Raw genomic sequence first — 22,464 nt, forward strand, 5'->3', positions numbered from 1 at the left:
CATGACCGATATCCGCAACGCCGCCGACGCAAAATTCACGCCGGCAGCCCGCATCGCTTCGATAGGCGTCTCGGAAATCCTGAAGATCGGAGCCCGCGCCCAGGCGATGAAACGCGAAGGGCTGCCGATCATCATCCTCGGCGCCGGCGAGCCGGATTTCGATACGCCCGACCATGTCAAACGGGCGGCGACCGCAGCTATGCTGCGCGGCGATACGAAATACACCGCGCTCGACGGCACGCCGGAGCTGAAGTCGGCAATCCGCGAGAAATTCAAGCGCGAGAACGCGCTCACCTTCGATCTGGACGAGATCACTGTCGCGGCTGGCGCCAAGCAGATCCTCTTCAACGCAATGATGGCGACGCTGAATCCCGGCGACGAGGTCATCATTCCGACGCCTTACTGGACCACCTATTCCGACATCGTCGCGATCGCGCAAGGCAAGCCGGTTCTGATCGAATGCGATGCCGCCGCCGGCTTTCTCCTGACTGCCGATCAACTCGAGAAGGCGATCACGCCCAAAAGCCGCTGGGTGTTTCTGAACTCGCCGTCCAATCCATCGGGCGCTGCCTACAGCGAGCAGCACTATCGGCCACTGCTCGACGTCCTTCTGGGTCATCGGCACGTCTGGCTCATGGTCGACGACATGTATGAACACATTGTCTATGGCGACTTTCGTTTCGTCACGCCGGCGGCGATCGAACCGAGGCTGAAAGACCGCACGCTGACCGTCAACGGCGTGTCCAAGGCTTACGCCATGACCGGCTGGCGCATTGGCTATGCAGGCGGGCCGCGCGACTTGATCAAGGCGATGGCAGTCGTGCAGAGCCAGTCGACATCCTGTCCATCGTCGATCAGCCAGGCAGCCGCGGTGGAAGCGCTCAAGGGGCCGCAGGTGCTACTGAAGGATCGAACAGATAGTTTCAAACGCCGCCGCGATGTCGTCGTGGGAGCGCTCAATGCCATCGACGGCATCGATTGCCGAGTTCCCGAGGGGGCGTTCTACACGTTTGCGTCCTGTGCCGGGCTTATCGGCCGGTCGACGCCTGGCGGCAAGATCATCCGCAGCGACGCGGATTTTTGCGCTTTCCTGCTCGGCGACGCGCACGTCGCCGTCGTGCCAGGATCAGCGTTCGGCCTGTCTCCCTATTTCCGCATCTCATACGCCACAGCCGAAACCGACCTGATTGAAGCCTTGCGAAGAATCAAGGATTTCTGCGGAAAACTGCTGCAATCAGGTGCAACGCTTCGAACGCCAGCAGAAGCACCTCTTTGAGAGCCAACGATCGAACGCGGTTGGTGCACTGGCGCGCCCGGTAGCTCCATTCGATGGCGGATCGACACAATGCGTCGAGTCGGGGAGCCGCAAGCTCGAGACCGCAAATGGACGCAGGGCTCCGAGAACGGATCGGCGATTTCGGCACTATCGGCTGACCGAGCGCAGCAGTGCAGCGACCGTCACTGATTTCTCCGGTCGAATGCGATCGGTCACATGACCGAGTCCAATCCACGCCGAAGGCCTATGATGGAAACAACACGCTGCGCGGCAAGCAAGGTGCCCGCCACGTAGGGCATTGCGGAACTGCCCGCATCCTGCCGGATGGAAAGCCGTTCGCCATCAGCGCCAAACATCACTTCCGTCGACGACGTATAGGAAGGCAGACGCACGGAATGAACCTGTACCGGCGCTTGCCTGCCGATCGCTGCGCCCCTCGCTTCGGGTCGCCCGGTATATTCGGGTCGTCCCAAGAGCGCCGCGCCGGTTCGGACTTGTGCAAGATGATCGGCAAGTTCCATCCCGGTGCCTGAAGGTACGTCGTGCTTGCCCGCCGATCCCCACTCGACCACCTCCACCTCGGGCAGAAATCGAGCGGCTTCGAGAGCGAAGCGGCGCAGGAGCGTCGCTGTAACCGAGAAATTGCCCGCGGCCACGACACCACGTCGGGCGGATTGCGCGGCTGAATCGATTTCCGCGTAGTCATCGGTGTTCAGGCCCGAGGTTCCAATCACGACGTGATGACCCGCTGCCAGTGCCTCGAGTGTATGCTTCTTGACGACTTCCGGCCTGGTGTAGTCGATCAGCACCTCCGAGGGTGTGGCCAGGGCTTCTTCGAGCGTCCCAACGATGAACAGATCGCCATCGAATCCGGCAACCACTTCGTTGAGCTTGCGCCCGGAGTCCCGGCGCGCCACGGCGGCAACCAGCGCGAAGTCCGGATGTCTGGATATCTCCAGAGCGAGTGCCTGGCCAACCCAGCCGCTGGCTCCGGCCAGCACGATCCTCAATGCCATTGAAGGTTCCTCAACGTGTGCACACGATCAGTACCGGGGGAAGCGCTGCGGGCGCAGACCGGAATGGAGCCAGTTCACCAGCGTCACCACATCATAGACCGGCACGCCGAGGTGCCGCGCCAGTTCCGCCGAATAGGGCGGCATGTTTCCGCACTCGATGACGATCGCACCGACATCGGGGTGGTGTCCGAGCAGTTTTTTGCCCACATCAAGCGTTTCTTCAAGCAGCACAGCTTCATTGAGCTGTCTCCAGCCGCCGCCAACCGCGCGGCGGAATTCCGAGTTTTCAGGAAGCCCGGCCTTAGGGGTGGCGGGATCCACGCCGATTGCCAGGAAATGTCTGTCGGTCAGGGACTGCGCATCATAGGTCACAATGCCGACGCGCTTCCCGGCGGGCAGCATCGATTGCACAAACGGCACCTGCATGATGCTCGACGTCGCGATCGGAACCGGACAGCGGGCCGCCAGTTCCTTTTGAAAGACCGACAGGAAGCCACAGCTCGTGCCAATGGCATCCACGCCGGACGCGACCAGTTCATCCGCCGCCTCAAGGAAAGGCTCAAGCAGGCCTTCGCCGCCGCCGGCGATTACCTTGTCGGCGCTAGCGCCTCTGACGACCTTGTACTGGACCGGAAAATCGAAAGAAGCGGCGTTGCCGATGTCGCCCGGAATGCGCTCGAACTCAGTGTCGAGCACCATGATCCCGATGCGCGCCCCGTGAACAGGCCGCGGCCGCTGGCCAGCGCGGGTGGCGGGTGTAGTTCGACTGGTTCGATTCACTGGCATCTCTCCCTTTGAGCCTATGCTGCACGCATATTCGCAACGATTGATCATCCGAATGCGATATCTACTATAATAGAATTTGTCAACTTTATGAGAATTCGGTAGTCGGTCGAGAAGCGCCGTTTTCATCCGTTCGTCCGGCGGCGGCCTGCCGCGGCGGCAAAAATTTGAATCCAATAAAGTTGACAGATTCCATTAAAGTAGAATACTGATTGAAAAGGAGACAAGAGGTACGAAAGGGTGACGTCACTGAAAACCGAGCAATCCAAGCCACTGCTGCAGTTTGTCGGCGTCCGAAAGGCGTACGGCAAATTCGATGTAGTGCGCGGCGTGGATCTATCTGTCTTCGAGGGCGAGTTCCTGACCTTGCTTGGACCCTCTGGATCCGGCAAAACCACGTGCCTGATGATGCTCGCGGGTTTCGAGACGCCTACCGGCGGCGAGATATTCCTCAAGGATCGTCCGATCAGCCGTTTGCCGCCGCATCGGCGCAACATAGGCATGGTTTTTCAAAACTATGCTCTGTTTCCTCATCTCTCGGTCGGCGAAAATCTCGCCTTTCCGCTGAAGATCAGAAAACTGCCGCGCGCCGAAATCGACGAACGCGTCAAGCGTGCCTTGCAGATGGTCCGGCTCGATGGTGTCGCCCAGCGCAATCCGAGTCAGCTTTCGGGAGGCCAGCAGCAACGCGTCGCGGTCGCGCGTGCACTGATATTCGAGCCCGAACTGATCCTGATGGACGAACCGCTGGGCGCGCTCGATCGGACTTTGCGCGAGGAGATGCAGTTCGAACTCAAGCATCTGCATGAGCGGCTTGGTCTGTCAGTGGTCTATGTCACGCACGACCAGGACGAGGCGCTGACCATGTCGACCCGTGTCGCGGTCCTGAGCCAAGGCAAGGTTCAACAAATAGCGCCGCCAAGGCAGATTTACGAGCATCCAGCAAACAGGTTCGTCGCCGGATTTGTGGGCGCCAACAACCTTCTGGCCGCCAGGGTGGTTTCCGTCGATGGCGACACCTGCCGCGTTGCAAGCTGCGGCCAGACCTTGAGGGCACGGCACTACGGCCACGTCGGCGTCGGTCAGGATGTGCAAATTTCCATCCGCCCCGAGCGGATAGAAGTGAATGGCTCGAGCAATGCCGAGGACAACAACTACATCGCGACGGTGAACGAGGTCGTCTATCTGGGAGATCAACTCCTGCTCGAGGCTTCATTTGGAGACGTCACGCTCAAGCTGAAAGTCCAGAACTGCGCTTCCATGGGGAATTTGAAAAAGGGAAAGCAGGCACGGATCAGTTGGTCGGCCGCGGACTGTCACGCTTTGACCGATTGAAAATCAAATTTTAAACTCAAAGGGGATGAGAAAATGAAAAGATTGAAGTTGGCCGCATCCGTGGTGCTGGCCTTCGGGTCCGCGACAGGCGCTTTCGCGCAGGACTCGCTCACGGTCGTCTCCTGGGGCGGAGCCTACACAAAAAGCCAGGTCGAGGCCTATCACAAGCCGTTTGAGAAATTGACCGGAATGCGGATCGTTTCAGCGGACTATCTCGGGGGCTTGGCCGAGATCAAGGCCCAGGTCCAGTCCGGCAATATAAGCTGGGACGTCGTCGATCTCGAATTGCCGGACGCCGTGCGGGGGTGCGACGAGGGGCTTTTCGAGAAAGTCGACATCGCGAAACTCCCGGCAGCACCGGACGGCACCGGCGCCGAAGCGGATTTTCTGCCGGGCAGCTTGCAGCCATGCGCGGTCGGCTCGGTGATCTGGAGCAGCATCTACGCTTTCAATGACAACGCATTCCCAGGCGAGAAACCGGCCAGCGTCGCGGATTTCTTCGACGTCAAGAAATTTCCGGGCAAGCGCGGGTTTCGCAAGAGTCCCAGAACCACGCTCGAAATGGCGCTGATGGCCGACGGTGTGCCGTCCAATAAGGTCTATGAGGTGCTGGGTACGGAAGAAGGCGTGGAGCGCGCCTTCGCGAAGCTCTCGACAATCAAGAACGACATTGTGTGGTGGGACGCCAACGCGCAAGCTCCGCAGATGCTGAACGACGGCCAGGTTGTCATGACTGCCGCCTCGAGCGGCCGCATCTTTGACGCCCAGGTAATAGAAAAGCGGCCGTTCACCATCGTTTGGGATGGCCAGATCCTGAGCATGCAGCTCTTCGGTGTCGTGAAGGGAACACCCCGCAAGGAAAAAGCGATGGAATTTGTCGCCTTCGCGACAGGGACGAAAGCGCTTGCCGATCAGGCCTCCTGGATATCATACGGGCCGCTGCGCAAATCATCGATGGCGCTTGTGGGGAAGCATGCGACGACCGGCATCGAAATGGCGCCTAACCTGCCGACGGCGGCGGGGCACCTGGTGAATGCGCTCAATGATGACTTCGAATTCTGGGCCGACCATCAGGACGAACTCAACGAGCGATTCCAGACCTGGCTGGCCAAGTAGTGGAGAGATCGGGACCCGGGGGCTGGACTTGAACATCAACATGAAACGCATGTGCCGCTCGTTGCCACCCGTGCTGCTTGTGGCTCCCCTGGTTCTCTTTCTTCTTGTGATGTTCGTCTTCCCAATTCTCAAGCTGCTGACGCTGAGCGTCGACGATCCGCTTGTTGCCAGAGCCGTTCCAAAGACCATCGCGGCCCTCGCGGACTGGGATCACAAAGCGATCCCCGATGCGGCGGTCTTCGACGTTTTGGCGCGCGAACTCCAGGAGTTGGACAAGGACGGGAAGACAGGGCCGCTCGCAAATCGCCTCAATTACGAGGCCGCGGGCCTGCGCGGTCTGTTCCTCAAAACGGCAAAGAGAAGCGCGTTCTTTTCGCCACCTTATAAGGAGGCGATGATCGCGGATAACCCGAAATGGGGCACGCTGGAACCATGGAGCGTTCTGGAGCGACTTGGTTCAGTGCCCAACGCGGTCCAGCTCATGGCGGCGGCCGACTATCAGTTCGATGCCAAGGGCGAAGCGATTTCCGTGCCCGCCAGCCAGCGCGTCCATCTCGAAATGTTCAAACGCACGCTTGTGCTGGCGGTCCTCGTGACCACCATATCAGCGCTGCTCGCCTATCCCCTGGCATATCTGCTTGCCAGCGCCCCGACCCGCATCAGCAACATGCTGATGATACTGGTGCTGCTGCCGTTCTGGACGTCCATCCTGGTCCGATGTGCGGCCTGGATCGTGCTGCTGCAAACCAATGGCGTCGTGAACTCCGCGCTCATCAATCTGGGGCTCGTCGATCCGGCGCATCGCCCGGACCTGATATTCAATCTTTTCGGAACGGTGATCGTGGCGGTTTACGTACTGCTGCCCTACATGGTGCTTCCGCTTTATTCGACAATGAAATCCATTCCGCCATCGCTCTTGCGGGCCGCCTCGACGCTGGGTGCCTCGCCGGTGCAGGGATTCCTTCGGGTCTATCTGCCGCTGACTTACAGTGGATTGGCAGCTGGCTCATTGCTCGTCTTCATCCTGACTGCCGGCTACTATATCACGCCTGCTCTCGTTGGCGGAGCGAGCGGCACGCTGATTTCCAACCTGATCGCCTATCACATGCAGACCTCGCTCAACTGGGGGTTGGCGGCGGCGCTGTCGCTGTTTCTCCTTGTCGGCGTCACCATCCTCTTTGCCCTTTACAATCGCTTGATTGGCTTGGGCAAACTAGCCATGAATTGAGTTCCAACATGATCGCTCGGCGAACCGATTGGGGCAGGGTTCCAGGCAGGGCCGCTTTCTTCATCGCGTGTGGGCTGGTTCTGTTGTTTCTGATACTGCCGATACTCGTCGTTGTGCCGCTGAGCTTCAACGCCCAACCCTATCTCACTTTCTCGTCGGATATGCTGGCGCTGAGGCCGGAGGGCTTTTCCCTGCGCTGGTACGAGGAACTCCTTTCCAGTCCGCGCTGGGGGCGATCGATCGTCAATTCCGTCGGCATAGGCGTTGCTGCAACGCTGATCTCGACGGTCCTGGGAACGGCCGCTGCATTCGGACTGACGGATCCGAGGATGCCAGCGCGCTCGGCGCTCACTGCCCTCATCGTCTCTCCGCTTGTCGTGCCAATGATCATCACTGCCGCGGGCACGTATTTCTTCTACTCGTCGGTCGGGCTGGTCGATACCTATGGCGGCATCATTTTGGCGCACGTCGTGGTCGGCACGCCCTTCGTGGTGATCACCGTGACAGCGTCGTTGGCCTCGTTCGATCGCACACTCTACAGGGCTGCATTGACGCTTGGCGCGGCGCCCTTGCAGGCTTTCCTCAAAATTGTGCTCCCAATCATCCTGCCCGGGGTTCTGTCCGGCGCGCTGTTTGCGTTCCTGGCTTCATTCGACGAAATTGCCATCGTCCTGTTCATCGCTCCGAACCCGGATCACTATACAATTCCGCGGGAGATGTGGTCGGGCCTGCGCGAACAGATCAGCCCGGCGATCCTGGCGATGGCCACGGTTCTGATTGTTTTTTCAACCCTAGTGCTTGTTGCGACCAACCTGCTGCGCGACTGGAGCGACCGCAACCTGCGCGCGCGCGAAGAATAGGATTGTTGTGCAAGGCTTGTCGCTCAAAAGCGGCCCGCCTTAGACAACGGCATGAATCTTAACACGCCTCAGACGGGCAATGAAATCCACAGCGCCTTGGCCGCCTCGTTTCCCGCCCGCACAAAGGCATGTCCCATGCGGGCGTCGTATTGGATGGAATCGCCTACGCCGAGAATCACGGGTGCGTAAAGCTCGGAGTGAAATTCGACCTGGCCGGCAAGCACATACATGAAGTCCTCGGTGTCGTGGCGTTCCCAGTCGGGGAACTCGGAAAAGTCGGTGGCCTTGAACTCGAGTTCAATCACGTTGAGGTTGCTCTTCTTAAGCTCGCCCGTCAGAAGGCGCAAAAGGTAATGCGTCATGGCATGCATTTTGCCGTCGTTGTGTCGGATGACATGGCGGCTGCCGGTTGGAGCACCGCCGTTACTTTCGCCGATGAGCTGGCCAAGCTTGATCTGAAAGCCGCGCGCCAATTTTTGCAGCGCGTCGAAGGTCGGTGACATTTCTTCCCGTTCGATCTTGGAGATCGATGATCGCGACAGCCCTGTCCTCGCGCTAGCCTCCTCGAGGGTCCATCGCTTGGCCAGCCGCAGCGCCTTCACCCGCACCCCGAGATCTCCGACTGCCGGATCGGCGGTACGCGTAGCCGATCCGGTGATGCGGTCCAATTCGCTCTTTTTGGAGGTCATGTCGTTTCTGCTCTGCTGTCGACATACGGGAATCCATCTTAATGGAAGATTCCTTTATAGGAAACCGTGACGGCGGCTGGAGCAATAAGTAAGGTTGAAAGACTCTTCCCGTGTGCTTCAGGTTTCATACCCAACAAGGCGAGCCGGCGGCGAACCATCGCCGCGAGCGCGTGACGAGATCTAGATGTAATAAAGGATCTTTCCGATCACGCCTCGTCCTTCCAGCAGACGGTGCGCCTCCGCCCCATCCGACATCCGGAAGCGATGGATCGGAGGAAGACGCAGTGCACCACTTTCGATGGCGCGGAACAGATCGGCCGCCCGCTCGGCTCGTTCAGCAGAAGAGGTCAGGTAATTCCACAGATCGCCGCCCTTGAGTGTCAGTGAGCGCTCCATCAGTCGTCTTGGGTCAATCGGATCGGGATTGCCGCCTGCCATGCCATAGATCACCACAACGCCCCGCGTCCGGGCGATTGCGAGACTATCGGATAGGGTGGATCCAATGGAATCAAAGATGACATCGACACCGCTTGGAGCGAGTGTTCGAACGTCCCGTTGCCAGTTCTCATGACCGAAGGCGCGATCCGCGCCGTATTCGAGCGCGAGGCAGCGCTTCTCCGCGGAGGAAGCCAGCGCAATAACCGTCGCGCCTCGTGCCTTGGCGAGTTGCGTCAGGGCCAGGCCGACGCCTCCGGCGGCGGCGTGAACCAGTACCGTCTGCCCGTTTGCGACAGGCGCCGTCTCATTCACCAGATACTGGGCGGTCAATCCCTGCAACAGCATCGCCGCCGCGGTTTCGAAGGTGATAGCGTCCGGCAACCGGATCGCGTGCTCCTCGGGCACGTTGACGCGTGTCGCATTCGCGAATGGCACGTCGGCGAACGCGATGCGATCGCCGACATGGAGGGCCTCGACCTGATCGCCGACCGCAACGACTTCGCCGGCCCCCTCGTACCCCAGTATATACGGGGGAGGGCCGTGGAGAACGTAATTGCCTTGGCGGCGATAGATGTCGGCGAAGTTCAATCCCGCGGCGCAGAGTGCGATCTGGACGTCTTTTGGCCCGACAATCGGATCGGGCAGTTCGCGGTAGCTGAGCACGTCGGGCGTGCCGAAAGTCTCGAAGGCGAGAGCGTGCAATATCGAACTCCTCAGATTGAAAGATTGTCGCAGGATCAGTTTCGCCTTGCCGAGAGGCGATCCGCCGATCGTTGGCTAAAAGCTGGCTTGGACGCCGACAATTTCCGGGTTCACGCCGACCTTCGTCAGCCAGGAATAGACCGGTGGAAGTCGGTCGGCGATGGACTCCACCGCGATATCGATGAAGCAGGGTTCGTCCAGCGCAAACGCCTCGTGCAATGCGCTTTCGAGTTCTTCTGCCGTATCCACCCGGAAATTGCGGATGCCGTACACGGCGGCCAGCTTGCTCATGTCATAGCGACCGAATTCCACGCCGAACGTTCCGTCATTGTCTGGGCCATTGTGCATGACGCGTTGAAGCGCCTTTATCCATCCGAAACATCCATTGTTGAAGTGGATGAGCACGGCCGGAATCCGCAGGCGCGCCAGCGTTTCCAGCTCTCCTGCGGACATGCCTAGCGAGCCGTCACCAAAAAGCGCGACGGGACGCATTTCGGGAGCCGCGAAATGGGCGCCGACAACTGCGGGAATGGCATAGCCGAGCCCCCCGAAAAAGCGAGGAATGATCAGCTTCGATCCCGGATTTGTCAGCTTCAGGAAGCGGGTGGAGTAGGGGGTCGGCGTGCCGGCGTCCGATACGACATGGGATTTTGCCGGCAAATGCCGGTTGATCGCGTCCATGATGCGTTCGGGCCGGATCGGCGTCTGATCGTTCTGCAGGTCGATTTGGGCGGTTTGCCAGAACTCGGTCCGGCGAAGGTTGATCTTGTCGACCCATTCACGGGAGCGCGTACCCTGCGACTTCGTCTCGGCGATGAAGCAATCGATCGATGCCGCGGCATCTCCCATCAACGGGAAATCGACGTCGTAGGTGTTGGCGAGGGTTTCGGGATCGAGATCGACCTGGATGATCTTCGCGCCATTGTTGGCCGGTGGCCATTTCCAGTTCATGGTCGCGACGGACCCCATCCGGCAGCCGACATAGACAACGAGATCAGCCTGGCCGAGCGCCCAGATGGCATGAGGATGAAAGCCATTGTCGCCGATGATGCCGACCGCGAGCCGATGGTCGTCGTTAATCACCCCTTGGCCCGTGATCGTCGTCGCGACGGGAATATCCAGATGCTGGGCCAGCCTGACGATGCTTTCTCCCGCACCGGATCGGTTGGCTCCGCCACCAGCTACGATCAGCGGGCGCTTGGCCGACAGCAGCGCTTTGACGGCACCATGGATCTTTTCTTCTTCCGGCCGCACCCGGAACGCGGGCGCTGCACGGCATTGTGGCTCGATTCGCAACATCTGAGGCGTCGCCGGCAGATCTTCGTAAAGCAGGTTTTCAGGCAATGCCAGAACGACCGCGCCCGGGCGGCCACCCGTGGCTATGCGGAAGGCTCGGCGGATGGTTTCCGGCAGTTTCTCGACACGGTTGAGGGTTTCGGCATGTTTCGAGATCGGACGGAACATTGCTTCGATTGGCAACTCCGTCAGCGTACCGCGCCCCACGCCGGCCTGGGGGATGTCGTTGACCAGCAGGATGACAGGCACGGACGATTTGTTGGCTTCGGCGATGCCAGGCAGCCCGTACATCGCGCCTGCTCCGCTAGGAACCTCGGCCACGCCTGGCTTGCCCGACAGGCGGGCATAACAATCCGCCATGAAAACAGCAGAGCGCTCGTCCCGGCACACCACATGCAACGGCGCGTCCTTGGTGTGTTTGAGTGCCTGGTAGAGAGCGACATTGGTGTCGCCGGGCACGCCGAATATGACATCCACGCCATAGTCGTGGAGCATCGTCACCAATGCATCTGCACCGTTCATTTCAGGTAATCCTTCCAGGAATTGAATCGAGGAGGCTCGAATTCACCGACCGAGGCCATCCGCCGAGCGTGGTTGATCGTGTCTTCAGTAAGAGCCAGAGAAGCTTCGTCGAAAGCAGGCTCCGCGCATCTGGTCTATCATCGTGATGAAGTCGAAGACCGGCAGGCCCACTGCCCGCTGAAGCGCCTGGGCATAAGGCGGCAGGTTCGAGCATTCGAGAAGAATCGCGCCGATGGCCGGATTGTCACGCAAGAGATCGCGCCCGACTTCGACGAGTTCCTGCTCCACCGCTTCGCTGTCGATGATGCCGTTCTCTTCCAGAATCCCGCCACGAAAGCCCGCTTTGCCCTCCATGCCGGCGACGAACAGCTGTCGGTTCCGGTAAGGGAAAGCCTTCTCCAGCATGTCCTCGGACAGCCGGACAGAGTTGGCGCAGATAATGCCGATGGACTGCTGGCGGCCAAGAGTGGATGCGATGAAGGGCAATTGCAGCAGGCTTGAAAGCATGACCGGTATTTTGACTGCGTCGGCGACGACATCCTGGAAGTGCAGCATGTAACCGCAATCGCTGGTAATGGCCCTGACCCCCTGCCTCTCGAGATGGCGAGCGGCCTCGATGACGTTCGGCGTCAAGGACAGATCGCCTTCATCGAGAAGGCGTTTGATCGTCACATCCGGGACCTCGTGGTAAAGAACCGGATAGTCGTACGTACAGGCGTTTCCGACATCGCCGGGAATGAACGGATTGAAGCAATCGATCATCAGAACTCCGATGTCGTGGCCGTAGCTGACAGCTCCGCGCCGGCCCTTGTATATCGGCATTGGCTTGGCTCTCCATCGGATATTTCAAACGGCCACTTTGTCCGCTGTCAGGGTCTGATGCGCCATCTTCTCGGCGATCATCATCGTGGTCAGATTCGTGGTGGCGCACGGAACCGAAGGCATGACGGATGCGTCGATGACCCGAAGCCCTTGGACACCGTAGACCTTCCCCGACGCGTCGACGACCGCGCCAGCGTCGCGCTCGTTGCCCATCCGGCACGTGCCGCAGGCATGCCAATCGCCCTGCACTCCCGCCCGGAGCCATGCTTCCAGCACGGTTTCGTCGGTGAGCACGCGATCAAGCGGGAAACGCTTGTCCACGGCTTTTCCGAGGATGAAGCTACGCGCAATACCGCCATGGTCGAGGAAAGACGCCGCAAGTCGCGTCTTGGCTCCGTTCACCCAGGTCTTGGCGGCCAGGTTGCGTATGGAGTCGGCGTAGATGCCGGGCCAGAAACTGTGCACCACTGTGCTCACCGGCTGGCTCATCAGGATTTTGCTTAGCCAGATCGCGGTTGCCTTCATCCGCTGCAAATCGCGCTGATCGGATAGATAGTTGAAGGCAATGAACGGATGCTCGTCCGGACTTGCGCTTCGTAACTTCACCATCCCGCGGGAGAAGGCCTTGTTGGGCCCAAAATTCACCATGGCAAGCCGCTTGCCCAGCTCGCTCCAGGCAAAGCGACCGGAAACGGTCAGTTTCATGTCGGTCGGCGGGCAACCGTCATGCCCGGAACTCCACCGCATATGCATCAGCAGATTGCTTTTGACGTAGTCCTGCATCATCCCGGGTGGCTTCAGATGGACCGCAAAACCGATCAGTGGATGGTCCTGCAGATTTTGTCCCACGCCTGGCCTGTTCGCACGCACAGGAATTCCCATCTCGGCCAGATGGTCTGCGGGGCCGATGCCTGATCGCATCAGGATCGCCGGCGAATGAAGCGCACCTGCCGAGATGATGATTTCTTCTGCCTCGAGACTTTCGACCACGTTGGCGGCTCGCCGAACTTGAACGCCGCGCGCGACCTTGCCGTCGAATTCGATCGACTTGACGAAGCAATCGCTCAGGATCGTCAGATTCTTGCGCGCCCTTGTCGCTTCGTCGAGATAGCCCGAGGCCGACGACACCCGATGGTCATAGAGGTTGTTGCGCGTGAATGGAAAGCAGCTGTCGATGGGGTTTTGATGACAATCGTCGACATAGGGTATGCCTTTGGCGCCTACCGCATCGCGCATCGAAAGCGCGAACCTGCTCCAATGCTTGGGAAACGTTCTCCGGATCGGAATGGGGCCAGGACGGGAAGTCGATGCGTCGGGATAGTCGACGTCGTTTTCGAGCTTCTGGAAAAAGGGCAGGCAGTCCGCATACGACCATCCTTGCGCGCCAAGCCGTTCCCATTCGTCGTAATCTGAAGGCAGGCCACGAATGGCAACCTGGCCGTTGACCGTCGAGCCGCCACCCATGACGCGCGCCTGCTCGTAGCGGCGCGGCTTCATCTCCGCTTCGACTTCGCGCGGCGACCGGTTGCCGATCGGGTCGGCATAAGCGATCAGATCGGTCCAATAGCGATTGGGCTTGAAGTAGTCCGGCAGGAAGGAATCGCCATAGATCGACTGAGGCATTTTTTCCGGGGGCGTGTCCGGACCTGCTTCGATCAGGCAAACTGTTTCCTTGCCGGAATGCGACAGGCGGTTGGCCAGGACGCACCCCGCGGAACCGCCGCCGATGATGATGTATCTGTATTTCATTCGATCTTTCGGCGTTGCGTGTCGGAGGCTCAGGGTCGGACCTCATGGTCGACTGTTCGGGAGAACAAAGGAATGGTTCGTCTCACGAACGACCGACGCTTTGCCTCTCTATCGTCGAACGTAGTGGCCAAACACACCCTCAAGAATACAAATTTGACCGCGCGTCCTACTGGGAAGCTTGGAACTTGCCGACGCATGAGCACCGGGCCGGGCACGATTGGCGCAGGCAGCCCGCATTGCTTGGATATGCTGACCTGAACGCGCAATTCCGGCACAAGCATCCAATGCCCTTCGGGCGTGGCGGGCTGCTGGACAGCCGGCATGCCGGTGGTTAGGAATCGCTCGCCATGATCTTGGCGCTCTCAACGCGGCCAGTTTTTACGCAAAGGCCAGTTTTTGATGCAAAGGAATGCGCGAAATGCGCGATGTCAGCCTTACCCTTGTTCAGACGTTTCATCTGGTGGCCAAGGAAGGCTCCTATTCGGCCGCCGCCAGAAAGCTGAACATTTCCTATCAGTCCGCCGCCAACCACATTCGCAGGTTGGAACAGCTGCTTGGGGAAAGGCTGGTCATCTCCGAGCAGGGGGCCAAGGCGACGGAGCTGACGGCACGCGGCAAGATTCTTTACCACCTGCTGGCGCCAGAACTCGACTCGATGCTGAGCCGGCTCAATCATCTGATCGATGGCGAGCGGCCGATTGTTCGCTTCGGCATGCCGCAAGCGATTTTCTACTATCTGTTTCCGCAGATCATACGCGAATTCAACGCGGTCTATCCCGATGTCCAGATCATCTGCTATGAGCGCGATGTCGCGCTTGTCGACCTGGTGAAGACCGGGCAGGTGGATACATTCCTGACCGAGCGGCCCTTTGTCGGTGATGAAGTCAAGCAATACGCGCTGGGTGCATACAAGCTTTCTCTCCTCTACCCTTCGTCGTGGCCGTCGCCCCGTGATTCACCAAGCATTTCCGAATGGGCGAGCGGGCGGCCCTATGTGGCATTCGAACCCGGCCACATGCTGCGCAACATGGCGCTCGATCTGTTAAGCCGGGATGGAGAGGAACTTCGCGTCGCCATATCGACGTCGTCCAGCACGAACATCAAGCGCTGTGTCGAGGCGGGACTGGGTTTCGCCATCCTCCCGGTATGGACGGTCGACGGGTCCGAACCTCATGTATCGTCGGTCGTTCTGGAAGAGCTGAAGGAAATACCCGTCTATTTCGGCGAAGCAAAATACCTCGCCAAGAATCAGTATATTTCGCTGCTCAGGACCCTCTGCACACGGAATTTTCCGGTCTTTTTCGATGTCGAGAAGCGCACTTCCTGAGACATGCTCGATGGACACCGTTTGGGACCGATCAATCAGCGAGAACCGCTTCGACCGCCGTCAGCCGGCTGAAGTCAACACGACCTCGTCTATCCGGACGTGCTTCGGCAAGGTTGCGATATAGACGATCAGATCGGCGAGGTCGGACGGTTGCAGGAAACCCTGCATTTCGGCGTCGGTGGGCGGGATCGGCCGTTGCGACAGAAATTGCGTGGCGACATCGGCCGGGCAAATGACACTGGATCTTATGCCGGTACCGTTTTCTTCCAGATTGATACTTCGGCTCATGGCCACAAGGCCGTGCTTTGAGGCTGTATAGGCGGCTCCGCTACGCTCGGCGACATATCTGCCGGCCCACGAGGCCATATGGATGAGCAGGCCGAGCCCGCCTCTGTCGCGCATCACATCCAGCGCTGCCGCGGCGACCTGGAAGCCGATTGTCAAGTTGGTGTGGATCATGAACTCGACCGTGTCGGGTCGGAGTTCTCTCCAGCTTCGCTCCGGGATGTTGACGCCGACATTGTTGACCACGATGTCCAGTCGGCCGAGCGCTGTGATTTCCCCAACGATCCGCCGGACGGTTGGGCCCTCCGCCAGGTCGCCAGGAATGATCCAGGCCTCACCGGCATTTGCCCGAATCTTGTCGGCCACGCGCTCCAGTTCGCCTATGCGACGTCCGGTCAGAACCACTCTGGCGCCTTGCGAAGCCAGTGCGATTGCGGTCTGCTCGCCGATCCCGCTGCCCGCGCCGGTCACCCATGCCAGACGCTGTGCAAGCCGGCCGGAGCTAAGCACCAAGCCCACCGACTTCGGTCACGAACTTTGTGGTCAGGTAGGCATCGACGCCTTCCGTGCCCCCTTCCGAGCCATGGCCGCTCTCCTTGATGCCGCCGAAAGGATGTTCCGGCAGCCCAAGGCCATGATGATTGATCGAGACCATCCCGGCTTCGATACGGTCGCTCAAGGCGATGGCCGTCTTCGACGAAGCCGTGTAGGCATAGGAGGCCAATCCGAATGGCAAACGATTTGCTTCCTCGATCGCGTCGTCGATGTCGTCGAATGCGTTAATCAAGGCGAGTGGGCCGAAAGGCTCGATGTTCATCGGGGACGCGTTGATGGGAACGTTTGTCAGGACGGTGGGTTCGAAGAAGTAGCCGCTGTTTCCAATCCGGCTCCCGCCATGGTGCAGATTGGCACCCTTGGACGTGGCGTCTGCGACGAAGGCTTCCATTGCATCGACGCGACGGCTGTTGGCGAGCGGACCCATCGTCGTTTCGTGGTCCAGGCCGTCGCCTATCCGAATGGCAGCGGTGTGCTCGGCAAAGCGTTCCACGAAGCGTTCATGAACATCGCGATGGACGAGAATGCGCGTCGGCGACCCGCAGACCTGCCCGGCATTGCGATACTTTTTGTTGCTCAGTATTTCCGCGGCGCGCGTCCAGTCCGCGTCGCCGCAGACGATCGCCGGCGCATGCCCGCCGAGTTCCATGGTCATTCGCTTCAAATGCTGTCCGGCAAGCGACGCAAGCCGGCGTCCGACATTGGTCGAGCCGGTGAAGGACAGTTTGCGCACGCGCGGGTCCGCAATCAGGCGCTCGGATATTTGACTGGGAACGCCATAGACGAGGTTGAGCGCACCAGCCGGCAATCCTGCTTCTGCAAAGGTGCTCACCAGGGCTGCGGGCGCGCTGGGGGTTTCTTCGGCGGCCTTCAGGATCACCGTGCATCCCGCGGCCAGCGCCGCGGCGACTTTGAGGGCTGCGGTGTTGACGGGAAAGTTCCACGGGCTGAAGGCCGCAATGATCCCCACCGGCTCGCGCAAAACGAGTTGCCGCACGCCTGGCGACCGCGCCGGAATGATCCGGCCATAGGTGCGGCGGCCTTCTTCGGCGCTCCAGTCGATGACATCGGCGGTTACGGAAACTTCCGCAAGCGCCTCGGCAATTGGCTTGCCCTGTTCCAGCGTGATGAGACGTGCGATCGCCGGCGCGCGTTCGCGCAAAAGCGTCGCCGCCTTGCGCAGGATTGCCGAGCGGTCATATGCGCTGACGCAACGCCAGACCCCGAATGCCGCCTGTGCCGCGGAAATGGCATCGTCGATGTCGCCGGCTTCTGCGCGCGCGACCGTTTCCAGGGGCTCTCCGGTCGCGGGGTTGCCCACCGCGATTTCACCACTCGATTGCCCGTCGCGCCATTGGCCGTTGATGTAAAGTTTTATCATGGCATCCTCCTTTCGAAACGCCGGCCTGACGGGCGGCGCTATTTGTGCACGTTGGTCGTCGGGAACTTCGCTTCAGGGCGGCAATCGCTATCTAGAAAATCGCTTCTCCAGATAGAGGGTCAGGTAGGCCAGCGGGATCAGCAGAATGGAAAACAGGATCGCCAGGGTCGTATAGGCCTCGATGGGCCGGAATTCCTGGTCTGCAATCGTCTTGGTGTGCATAACCAACTCGCCATACGCTATGATCGAAGCGATCGTCGTCAGCTTCACCATCTCCATGACTTGGTTGGAAAACGCCGGGATCATGGGACGAATAGCCTGCGGCAGCACGATCAGCCGCATTTCCTGGAAATATGTCAAAGCCAGCGATTTGGCAGCCTCGCGCTGTCCGCTGCCAACCGACTCGATGCCGCCCTTGAAAATTCCGGCAACGTAACTTGCACTGTAGAGCGAAAAGGCAATGACGGCCGCGGTGAACGGCGACAACTGGAAGCCTACGAGCACGGGAAGCGCGTAGTAAATCCACAGCAGTTGTACCATCGCGGGCGTGCCCCGGAATATCTCGACAAAAACCTGGGCGAAAACACGTGGGGTCCTGCTGCGTGCCGTCAACGCGACGCCAAGGCCATACCGATCCCGGCACCGAAAAAAAGGCAGATCGCCGCAAGGACAATCGTTCCCAGAAGGCCGGAACCCAGATAGCCGACATTGTTCCAGACGGTGGTGAAGTCCCAATGATAAGCGATCATCGCACCGCCCCGCCGACAGCCATTCGCATCTCGATGCGTCTGAAGACCTGGCTCAACAGGAAGATGAGGGCAAAATAGATGGCTGCAACGATCGTATAGGTTTCCAGCGGCCGGTAGGTCGATGATGCTATTCGCGAAGCCTCGAAGGAAAGCTCCCCATAGGCTATCGCTGCTGCCAAAGCGGTGCCCTTTATGATCTCGGTGAGGACGTTGAAGAGCACCGGCGCGAAGCTGCGAAGCGCCTGTGGCGCGATCACCAGACAGAAGACATGGACCCGATGCAGGCCAAGTGCCTTTGCTGCTTCCCATTGGCCTTGTGCGACCGAGGAGATTCCGGCGCGAAATACCTCGGCAAGATAGGCGGCATTCTGAAGGCCAAGCGCCAGGGCTGCGGCTTGGAATGAGTTGACGCGCAGCCCGGTGACGATCGGGAAGGCGAAATAGAACCAGATGATAAGCACGAGCAAGGCCGACGTGCGAAAGAAGTCGACGAAACAGCGCGCGATAAAGCGAGGAGTTCTGTGTCGCGAAAGCAGCACAAGAGACAGGAGGAAACCGAGCGGAGCTGCAATCACGACTGTCATGATGGTCAGGTCGAGCGTGCCGAGAAGTCCGCCAATCAGCATTCCGTTGCTGCGCAGGATGACTGCGAAATCCCACTGGTAATTCATGCCGCCTCGGTCTTTAGGATGCCATGAAAGGCGAAGGGCGTAGAGCCGCCCCTTCGCGTTATCTCCCTAGAGCATTTTCTCGCGCATGAGCGGAATGGTCTTGGCCGGGTCCATTCCACGATAGCGAACGTAATCTTCGTAAGCATTCTGAATATCGCTCGAGTGGTAGAGATAGGTTATCGACGTGGCGAGATAGTCGCGCAGGCGGGTATCCGTGTCATAGCGAACGCCTCCGCCCGAAGGTATTGCGAAGACCGGCTTGGGAATGACGACCTTGCCCGTCTTCAGCTTGTCGCGCAGCAGATCCAGCTCAGGACCGGCGCCGGTGATGCCGTTGACGCGACCGGCCTGGAAGGCAGCGTAAGTTTGCGACGCTTCCTGGAAACGCACGACATTGGCGTTGGGAAGCAGCCTCGAGATGAACTGGTCCATCGATGTCCCCAGCACCACCGCAATGGCGAAATCGGGCTTGTTCATCTCTCCCCATGTGGCCACGTTCGATTCGTCGCTGACCAGCACATTGAAAGGATTCCAGGCCATCTGGGCCGGGATGAAATCGATCGCCAGGGCGCGCAACGGCGTGCCGTCAAGCGCCAGCATGACATCGAACTGGTCTGCCTGCAGGCCGGCCACCGCGGTGCCCCAGGTCGTCTCGATCAATTCAAGCTTCACGCCCATCGCGTCGGCAAGCATCTTGGCAAGCGCAGTGCATACGCCGCGCCAGACGACGCCATTCGATTCAACCCCGCCGGGTTCCGTGCTGCCGCTCACGTCCTTGAAGTACCACGGTTCGGTATTGGCCGCGCCAAAGCGAATGCTTCCTCTCTTGATGATCTTGCCCCACGTACTTTCACCGCCCGCCGGCTGCTCCTGCGCGACAGATCCAGAAACATTCGCCGCGCTGATCATCGCCGCGCCACCAAGGATAGGAAGTAGCGTAAGTAATTCTCGTTTCGATTTATCCATTATATTCTCCCATTGTTACGAGTTATTTGCTCTGTATCGAGGATCATAATTTGGACAATTCCCAATTATTTTATTTTACCTGCATAGTATCGAGCAGGCTGGGTTATTAGACGATACAAAATATAATGGTGGACCTATCTGCCTTCTTGGATTTCCGAATTGGCGGGTTCTTCCAGAATGCGTGACGGTGTCGCCGGTCCATGACGGGCGACGGTCGGACCGATTTCGGCATTTTTTCGGCAAAGCTGGATAAGGATTTGATGTTCAACGACGGGAATGACGGTTTGGCTCTCGTCGGCCGGCCATGGCCGGTCCTGTGCGAGATCGCCGACATGACGGTAAAATCAAATCGCGCCGACGAGGCCGCCGTCGACCAGGATGTTCTGGCCTATGACCTAGGCCGAGGCATCCGAAAGAAGAAATTCGACGACCCCCGTGAGTTCGTCGATGGTTCTGTAGCGGCCTGCCGGAATCCTGGCCAGCCATTCCTCGCTGATGGCACGGTTGTCTATGAAACCGGGCATCACAGGGTTTATGCGATTCCCGAAATGCGCATGTTCGCGCGCCGCCATCCTGTAAAATTCGAGACGGCTGCGCAGCGGTCCGGAGATCGGGAACTTCACGTTGGGCTGCGTCGCGGCGTGGGACGAAATGGTGACGATTGACCCTGAACCAGCCCTGCTGAAGACAGGAACGAGCAATCGGGTCAGGCTGACAAGCGGCAGCAACGCAAGGCAGAGCCCTTCGTGCCAGTCGCGCCGGGTCAGATCGTGGAGACCGCCCTTCGCCGGATTGCCGGTACTGAGGACAAGATCGTCTATCCGGCCGAAAGTATCGATAGCTGTGCCGACCAGCGCAGCAAGATCATCCTCACACGTAATGTCGCCGCGAACCGCCAAGCCGCCGATTTCGCCAGCCATGCTCTCGACCCGTTCCGAACGGGCAAAAAGGACGACATTCCAACCCCTGGCCGCAAGGTCACGGGCTGTGCCTGCTCCGAGACCTGAACTTGCCGCGGTGACGATGACGACCTTCTTTCTATTCTCCGGCATGCCTTCGTCTTCCGGATGGGCCGCTATCGTCTGTCTGGACGAAAGCGGTTGGTCTGAGGCCTTTGGCGAACCATTCGATGAAGCCGACAATGTCAAACACCGGCAATCCGGTGGCACCCGCGATCGCTGACGAATGGGGTGGCAGATTGGTGCATTCGCATACGATTGCGCCGATGTCGGGATGCTTTTCGACGAGCCTCAGAGCCGCTGTCACCGCTTCGGCTTCGAACGTGTCGAAGTCCGCAACCGCAGGCTTATCGCCATAGAACAATCGAAACAGGCTGTCGGCCGGCAGGCCGCCGATCGGCGTGTCCTCGCGCGCGCCGACACTGCGCAAATGACGGGCGCCCAAGGATTCTGCTGAAAAAGTCAGGATGCCTGCGCGCTTGCCTTTGGGCAGCATCGCCTCGATCAGCGGAATCTGCAGGAGGCTGCTGGTTGCGACCGGCACCGGCAAGGCTGCCGCCAGTTGCTGCTGGAATACCGCCAGGAAGCCGCAACTGGTGGTGATGCCGCTGACCCCGAGATCCACGAGTTCCCGCGCGGCGTCGATGAAGGGTTCGAGCAGCCCCTCGGCGCCACCCTCGACGACGTTTTCAGGCCGCGCTTCGCGCACGATCTTGAACTGCACCGGAAAGGACCAGGTCAAGGCGTTGCCGACATCGCCGCGTCGCCGGCGAAAATGCGTGTCCAGCATCAAGACGCCGACTCCCAGATCGGAGACCGTGCCGTACGAGCCAGTCCGTGTTTCATTCGACATGTTCACCACCATTTTTCGGGATCACGGCTCCTAGCCGATCCAGGACGCGGTTTCGCAAGAGAGAGGAGGCAGCGATATCCTCCTGCGCGATGAAACCTGGTTTGAGCGGTCCTTCGCGAACGAGTTCCAACACAGCGGCGGCATGCGATGCTCAACGGCCGTGTCGGCTGCCTTCTCCAGATCGGCTTCCGCCATGACGATCAGCGGATCATTGCCGCCAAGCTCCATCAGACAGCGGATGATGCGCGTGTTGTTCCTGAGCGCCATGCCGGTCTGCGGGCCGCCTGTGAAACTCAACAAATCGATCGGCGAGCGAGCCAGCGCGAGCGCATCTTGCGCGCCGCCGTGCACGATCGTGAATGGATTTCTCGGAAACCCGGCATACCTCGCCGCCTCGACCAGCATGGCGGCCGCGAGCGGCGCCTTGGGCGACGGTTTTGCGACGATGGCGTTGCCGGCAGCGATGCCTGGCCCCAGCTTGTGGCAGAGGAGATTGAGCGGATAGTTGAAGGGCGTGATTGCCCCGACTACGCCGACCGATTGATGGGTGACGTAGGCTGCTTGTCGGGGGCGACGGCGACGATGGCGCATGGTATGATTTCTCCATGCAATGTCACGGCGGCATCGCCGGAGAGCCGCAGCGTGTTTTGCGCACGCCGGACTTCGTTCCTGGCCTCGCGGATCGTCTTGCCCATCTCGTTCGAAATTGTTTCGGCAAAAGCCTCGGCTTCCCCAGCGAGCTGATCGGCCAGTGCATGCAGCAGGCTCTTGCGCTCGAAGGGCGTGGAATGGCGAAACGCCGCCAGGCGACCTTCGCGTTCTCGACCACTTCGACGATCGAGCGCTCATCGCCCGCAACCACCGACCCCACCAGATTTCCCGAATA

Annotated in this window: 23 protein-coding genes; 6 read left to right on the top strand and 17 right to left on the bottom strand. The window is 59.7% G+C overall.

What is annotated here, in order from left to right:
* Position 1 precedes the first annotated feature (1 nt).
* Complete coding sequence (locus NKG95_RS26615; protein ID WP_353042967.1) at positions 2-1,276, top strand: pyridoxal phosphate-dependent aminotransferase; 1,275 nt, start codon at positions 2-4, stop codon at positions 1,274-1,276.
* Between the two features lie 212 nt (positions 1,277-1,488).
* Here NKG95_RS26615 and dapB read toward each other — a convergent pair whose 3' ends face one another.
* Entirely contained in the window at positions 1,489-2,292 is an 804-nt protein-coding gene (dapB, locus tag NKG95_RS26620) for a 4-hydroxy-tetrahydrodipicolinate reductase (RefSeq protein ID WP_353042968.1), read from the bottom strand.
* Between the two features lie 27 nt (positions 2,293-2,319).
* The gene (locus tag NKG95_RS26625; RefSeq protein ID WP_353042969.1) at positions 2,320-3,204 is read right to left on the bottom strand and encodes an aspartate/glutamate racemase family protein; all 885 of its coding nucleotides are present in this window, start codon (positions 3,202-3,204) and stop codon (positions 2,320-2,322) included.
* Between the two features lie 192 nt (positions 3,205-3,396).
* On the opposite strand from NKG95_RS26625, the gene NKG95_RS26630 reads away from it, so the two are divergent.
* The 4 genes from NKG95_RS26630 to NKG95_RS26645 are packed head-to-tail and all read left to right on the top strand — an operon-like array spanning position 3,397 to position 7,614.
* On the top strand, positions 3,397-4,410 hold the full coding sequence (locus NKG95_RS26630) for an ABC transporter ATP-binding protein (RefSeq protein WP_353042970.1): 1,014 nt from the start codon (positions 3,397-3,399) through the stop codon (positions 4,408-4,410).
* A 33-nt stretch (positions 4,411-4,443) separates the two neighbouring features.
* Entirely contained in the window at positions 4,444-5,526 is a 1,083-nt protein-coding gene (locus tag NKG95_RS26635; RefSeq protein ID WP_352565000.1) for an ABC transporter substrate-binding protein, read from the top strand.
* Positions 5,527-5,554: 28 nt separating this feature from the next.
* Positions 5,555-6,754, top strand: coding sequence for an ABC transporter permease (locus tag NKG95_RS26640; RefSeq protein WP_353042971.1), 1,200 nt, complete (start codon positions 5,555-5,557; stop codon positions 6,752-6,754).
* An 8-nt stretch (positions 6,755-6,762) separates the two neighbouring features.
* Positions 6,763-7,614 (top strand): ABC transporter permease, encoded by an 852-nt coding sequence (locus tag NKG95_RS26645; RefSeq protein ID WP_352565002.1) that lies wholly within the window; start codon positions 6,763-6,765, stop codon positions 7,612-7,614.
* 68 nt (positions 7,615-7,682) lie between these two features.
* Here the strand turns inward: NKG95_RS26645 and NKG95_RS26650 are convergent, their stop codons facing one another.
* The 5 genes from NKG95_RS26650 to NKG95_RS26670 form a co-directional block, all read right to left on the bottom strand.
* Positions 7,683-8,282 carry a helix-turn-helix domain-containing protein gene (locus tag NKG95_RS26650; RefSeq protein ID WP_352565003.1) on the bottom strand — a complete coding sequence of 200 codons (600 nt, stop codon included), beginning with the start codon at positions 8,280-8,282 and terminating at the stop codon, positions 7,683-7,685.
* 201 nt (positions 8,283-8,483) lie between these two features.
* Entirely contained in the window at positions 8,484-9,443 is a 960-nt protein-coding gene (locus tag NKG95_RS26655) for a quinone oxidoreductase family protein (protein WP_353042972.1), read from the bottom strand.
* Positions 9,444-9,518: 75 nt separating this feature from the next.
* On the bottom strand, positions 9,519-11,261 hold the full coding sequence (locus NKG95_RS26660; protein WP_352565007.1) for a thiamine pyrophosphate-binding protein: 1,743 nt from the start codon (positions 11,259-11,261) through the stop codon (positions 9,519-9,521).
* Between the two features lie 84 nt (positions 11,262-11,345).
* Entirely contained in the window at positions 11,346-12,083 is a 738-nt protein-coding gene (locus NKG95_RS26665) for an aspartate/glutamate racemase family protein (protein WP_352565008.1), read from the bottom strand.
* Between the two features lie 24 nt (positions 12,084-12,107).
* Positions 12,108-13,832 carry a GMC family oxidoreductase gene (locus tag NKG95_RS26670; protein ID WP_352565010.1) on the bottom strand — a complete coding sequence of 575 codons (1,725 nt, stop codon included), beginning with the start codon at positions 13,830-13,832 and terminating at the stop codon, positions 12,108-12,110.
* Positions 13,833-14,250: 418 nt separating this feature from the next.
* On the opposite strand from NKG95_RS26670, the gene NKG95_RS26675 reads away from it, so the two are divergent.
* On the top strand, positions 14,251-15,159 hold the full coding sequence (locus NKG95_RS26675) for a LysR family transcriptional regulator (protein ID WP_352565012.1): 909 nt from the start codon (positions 14,251-14,253) through the stop codon (positions 15,157-15,159).
* A gap of 60 nt (positions 15,160-15,219) precedes the next feature.
* Here the strand turns inward: NKG95_RS26675 and NKG95_RS26680 are convergent, their stop codons facing one another.
* The 10 genes from NKG95_RS26680 to NKG95_RS26725 all read right to left on the bottom strand — a co-directional run bounded on the left by NKG95_RS26680 (position 15,220) and on the right by NKG95_RS26725 (position 22,384).
* Entirely contained in the window at positions 15,220-15,954 is a 735-nt protein-coding gene (locus NKG95_RS26680; RefSeq protein ID WP_352565014.1) for an SDR family oxidoreductase, read from the bottom strand.
* Positions 15,947-17,380 (bottom strand): NAD-dependent succinate-semialdehyde dehydrogenase, encoded by a 1,434-nt coding sequence (locus NKG95_RS26685; protein ID WP_352565015.1) that lies wholly within the window; start codon positions 17,378-17,380, stop codon positions 15,947-15,949. Before NKG95_RS26685 ends, NKG95_RS26680 begins: the two co-directional genes overlap by 8 nt.
* Before the next feature lie 87 nt (positions 17,381-17,467).
* The gene (locus NKG95_RS26690; protein ID WP_353042973.1) at positions 17,468-17,992 is read right to left on the bottom strand and encodes an amino acid ABC transporter permease; all 525 of its coding nucleotides are present in this window, start codon (positions 17,990-17,992) and stop codon (positions 17,468-17,470) included.
* Positions 17,989-18,129, bottom strand: coding sequence for a hypothetical protein (locus tag NKG95_RS26695; protein WP_353042974.1), 141 nt, complete (start codon positions 18,127-18,129; stop codon positions 17,989-17,991). Before NKG95_RS26695 ends, NKG95_RS26690 begins: the two co-directional genes overlap by 4 nt.
* Positions 18,126-18,800 (bottom strand): amino acid ABC transporter permease, encoded by a 675-nt coding sequence (locus NKG95_RS26700; RefSeq protein WP_353042975.1) that lies wholly within the window; start codon positions 18,798-18,800, stop codon positions 18,126-18,128. The genes NKG95_RS26695 and NKG95_RS26700 overlap by 4 nt, the downstream gene beginning before the upstream one ends.
* A 66-nt stretch (positions 18,801-18,866) precedes the next feature.
* Positions 18,867-19,766, bottom strand: a complete 900-nt coding sequence (locus NKG95_RS26705; protein ID WP_352565020.1) for a transporter substrate-binding domain-containing protein — start codon at positions 19,764-19,766, stop codon at positions 18,867-18,869.
* 395 nt (positions 19,767-20,161) lie between these two features.
* Entirely contained in the window at positions 20,162-20,818 is a 657-nt protein-coding gene (locus NKG95_RS26710; RefSeq protein ID WP_353042976.1) for an SDR family oxidoreductase, read from the bottom strand.
* Positions 20,805-21,578 (bottom strand): aspartate/glutamate racemase family protein, encoded by a 774-nt coding sequence (locus tag NKG95_RS26715; RefSeq protein ID WP_352565024.1) that lies wholly within the window; start codon positions 21,576-21,578, stop codon positions 20,805-20,807. Before NKG95_RS26715 ends, NKG95_RS26710 begins: the two co-directional genes overlap by 14 nt.
* A 30-nt stretch (positions 21,579-21,608) precedes the next feature.
* Entirely contained in the window at positions 21,609-22,169 is a 561-nt protein-coding gene (locus tag NKG95_RS26720) for an aldehyde dehydrogenase family protein (protein WP_353042977.1), read from the bottom strand.
* A complete protein-coding gene (locus tag NKG95_RS26725; protein ID WP_352565170.1) occupies positions 22,106-22,384 on the bottom strand; it encodes an aldehyde dehydrogenase family protein in 279 nt (92 codons plus the stop codon). Before NKG95_RS26725 ends, NKG95_RS26720 begins: the two co-directional genes overlap by 64 nt.
* Between the last annotated feature and the right edge of the window lie 80 nt (positions 22,385-22,464).

The organism is Mesorhizobium sp. M1423 (assembly GCF_040317575.1).
GTDB lineage: Bacteria > Pseudomonadota > Alphaproteobacteria > Rhizobiales > Rhizobiaceae > Mesorhizobium.

Excerpts from the sequence above, each read along its gene's own strand:
- dapB (WP_353042968.1), bottom strand. The coding sequence starts at position 2,292 with ATGGCATTGAGGATCGTGCTGGCCGGAGCCAGCGGCTGGGTTGGCCAG.
- NKG95_RS26700 (WP_353042975.1), bottom strand. The coding sequence starts at position 18,800 with ATGAATTACCAGTGGGATTTCGCAGTCATCCTGCGCAGCAACGGAATG.
- NKG95_RS26705 (WP_352565020.1), bottom strand. The coding sequence starts at position 19,766 with ATGGATAAATCGAAACGAGAATTACTTACGCTACTTCCTATCCTTGGT.
- NKG95_RS26665 (WP_352565008.1), bottom strand. The coding sequence starts at position 12,083 with ATGCCGATATACAAGGGCCGGCGCGGAGCTGTCAGCTACGGCCACGAC.
- NKG95_RS26625 (WP_353042969.1), bottom strand. The coding sequence starts at position 3,204 with ATGAAAACGGCGCTTCTCGACCGACTACCGAATTCTCATAAAGTTGAC.
- NKG95_RS26615 (WP_353042967.1), top strand. The coding sequence starts at position 2 with ATGACCGATATCCGCAACGCCGCCGACGCAAAATTCACGCCGGCAGCC.
- NKG95_RS26695 (WP_353042974.1), bottom strand. The coding sequence starts at position 18,129 with ATGATCGCTTATCATTGGGACTTCACCACCGTCTGGAACAATGTCGGC.
- NKG95_RS26720 (WP_353042977.1), bottom strand. The coding sequence starts at position 22,169 with ATGCGCCATCGTCGCCGTCGCCCCCGACAAGCAGCCTACGTCACCCAT.
- NKG95_RS26660 (WP_352565007.1), bottom strand. The coding sequence starts at position 11,261 with ATGAACGGTGCAGATGCATTGGTGACGATGCTCCACGACTATGGCGTG.
- NKG95_RS26675 (WP_352565012.1), top strand. The coding sequence starts at position 14,251 with ATGCGCGATGTCAGCCTTACCCTTGTTCAGACGTTTCATCTGGTGGCC.
- NKG95_RS26685 (WP_352565015.1), bottom strand. The coding sequence starts at position 17,380 with ATGATAAAACTTTACATCAACGGCCAATGGCGCGACGGGCAATCGAGT.
- NKG95_RS26635 (WP_352565000.1), top strand. The coding sequence starts at position 4,444 with ATGAAAAGATTGAAGTTGGCCGCATCCGTGGTGCTGGCCTTCGGGTCC.
- NKG95_RS26645 (WP_352565002.1), top strand. The coding sequence starts at position 6,763 with ATGATCGCTCGGCGAACCGATTGGGGCAGGGTTCCAGGCAGGGCCGCT.
- NKG95_RS26670 (WP_352565010.1), bottom strand. The coding sequence starts at position 13,832 with ATGAAATACAGATACATCATCATCGGCGGCGGTTCCGCGGGGTGCGTC.
- NKG95_RS26710 (WP_353042976.1), bottom strand. The coding sequence starts at position 20,818 with ATGCCGGAGAATAGAAAGAAGGTCGTCATCGTCACCGCGGCAAGTTCA.
- NKG95_RS26715 (WP_352565024.1), bottom strand. The coding sequence starts at position 21,578 with ATGTCGAATGAAACACGGACTGGCTCGTACGGCACGGTCTCCGATCTG.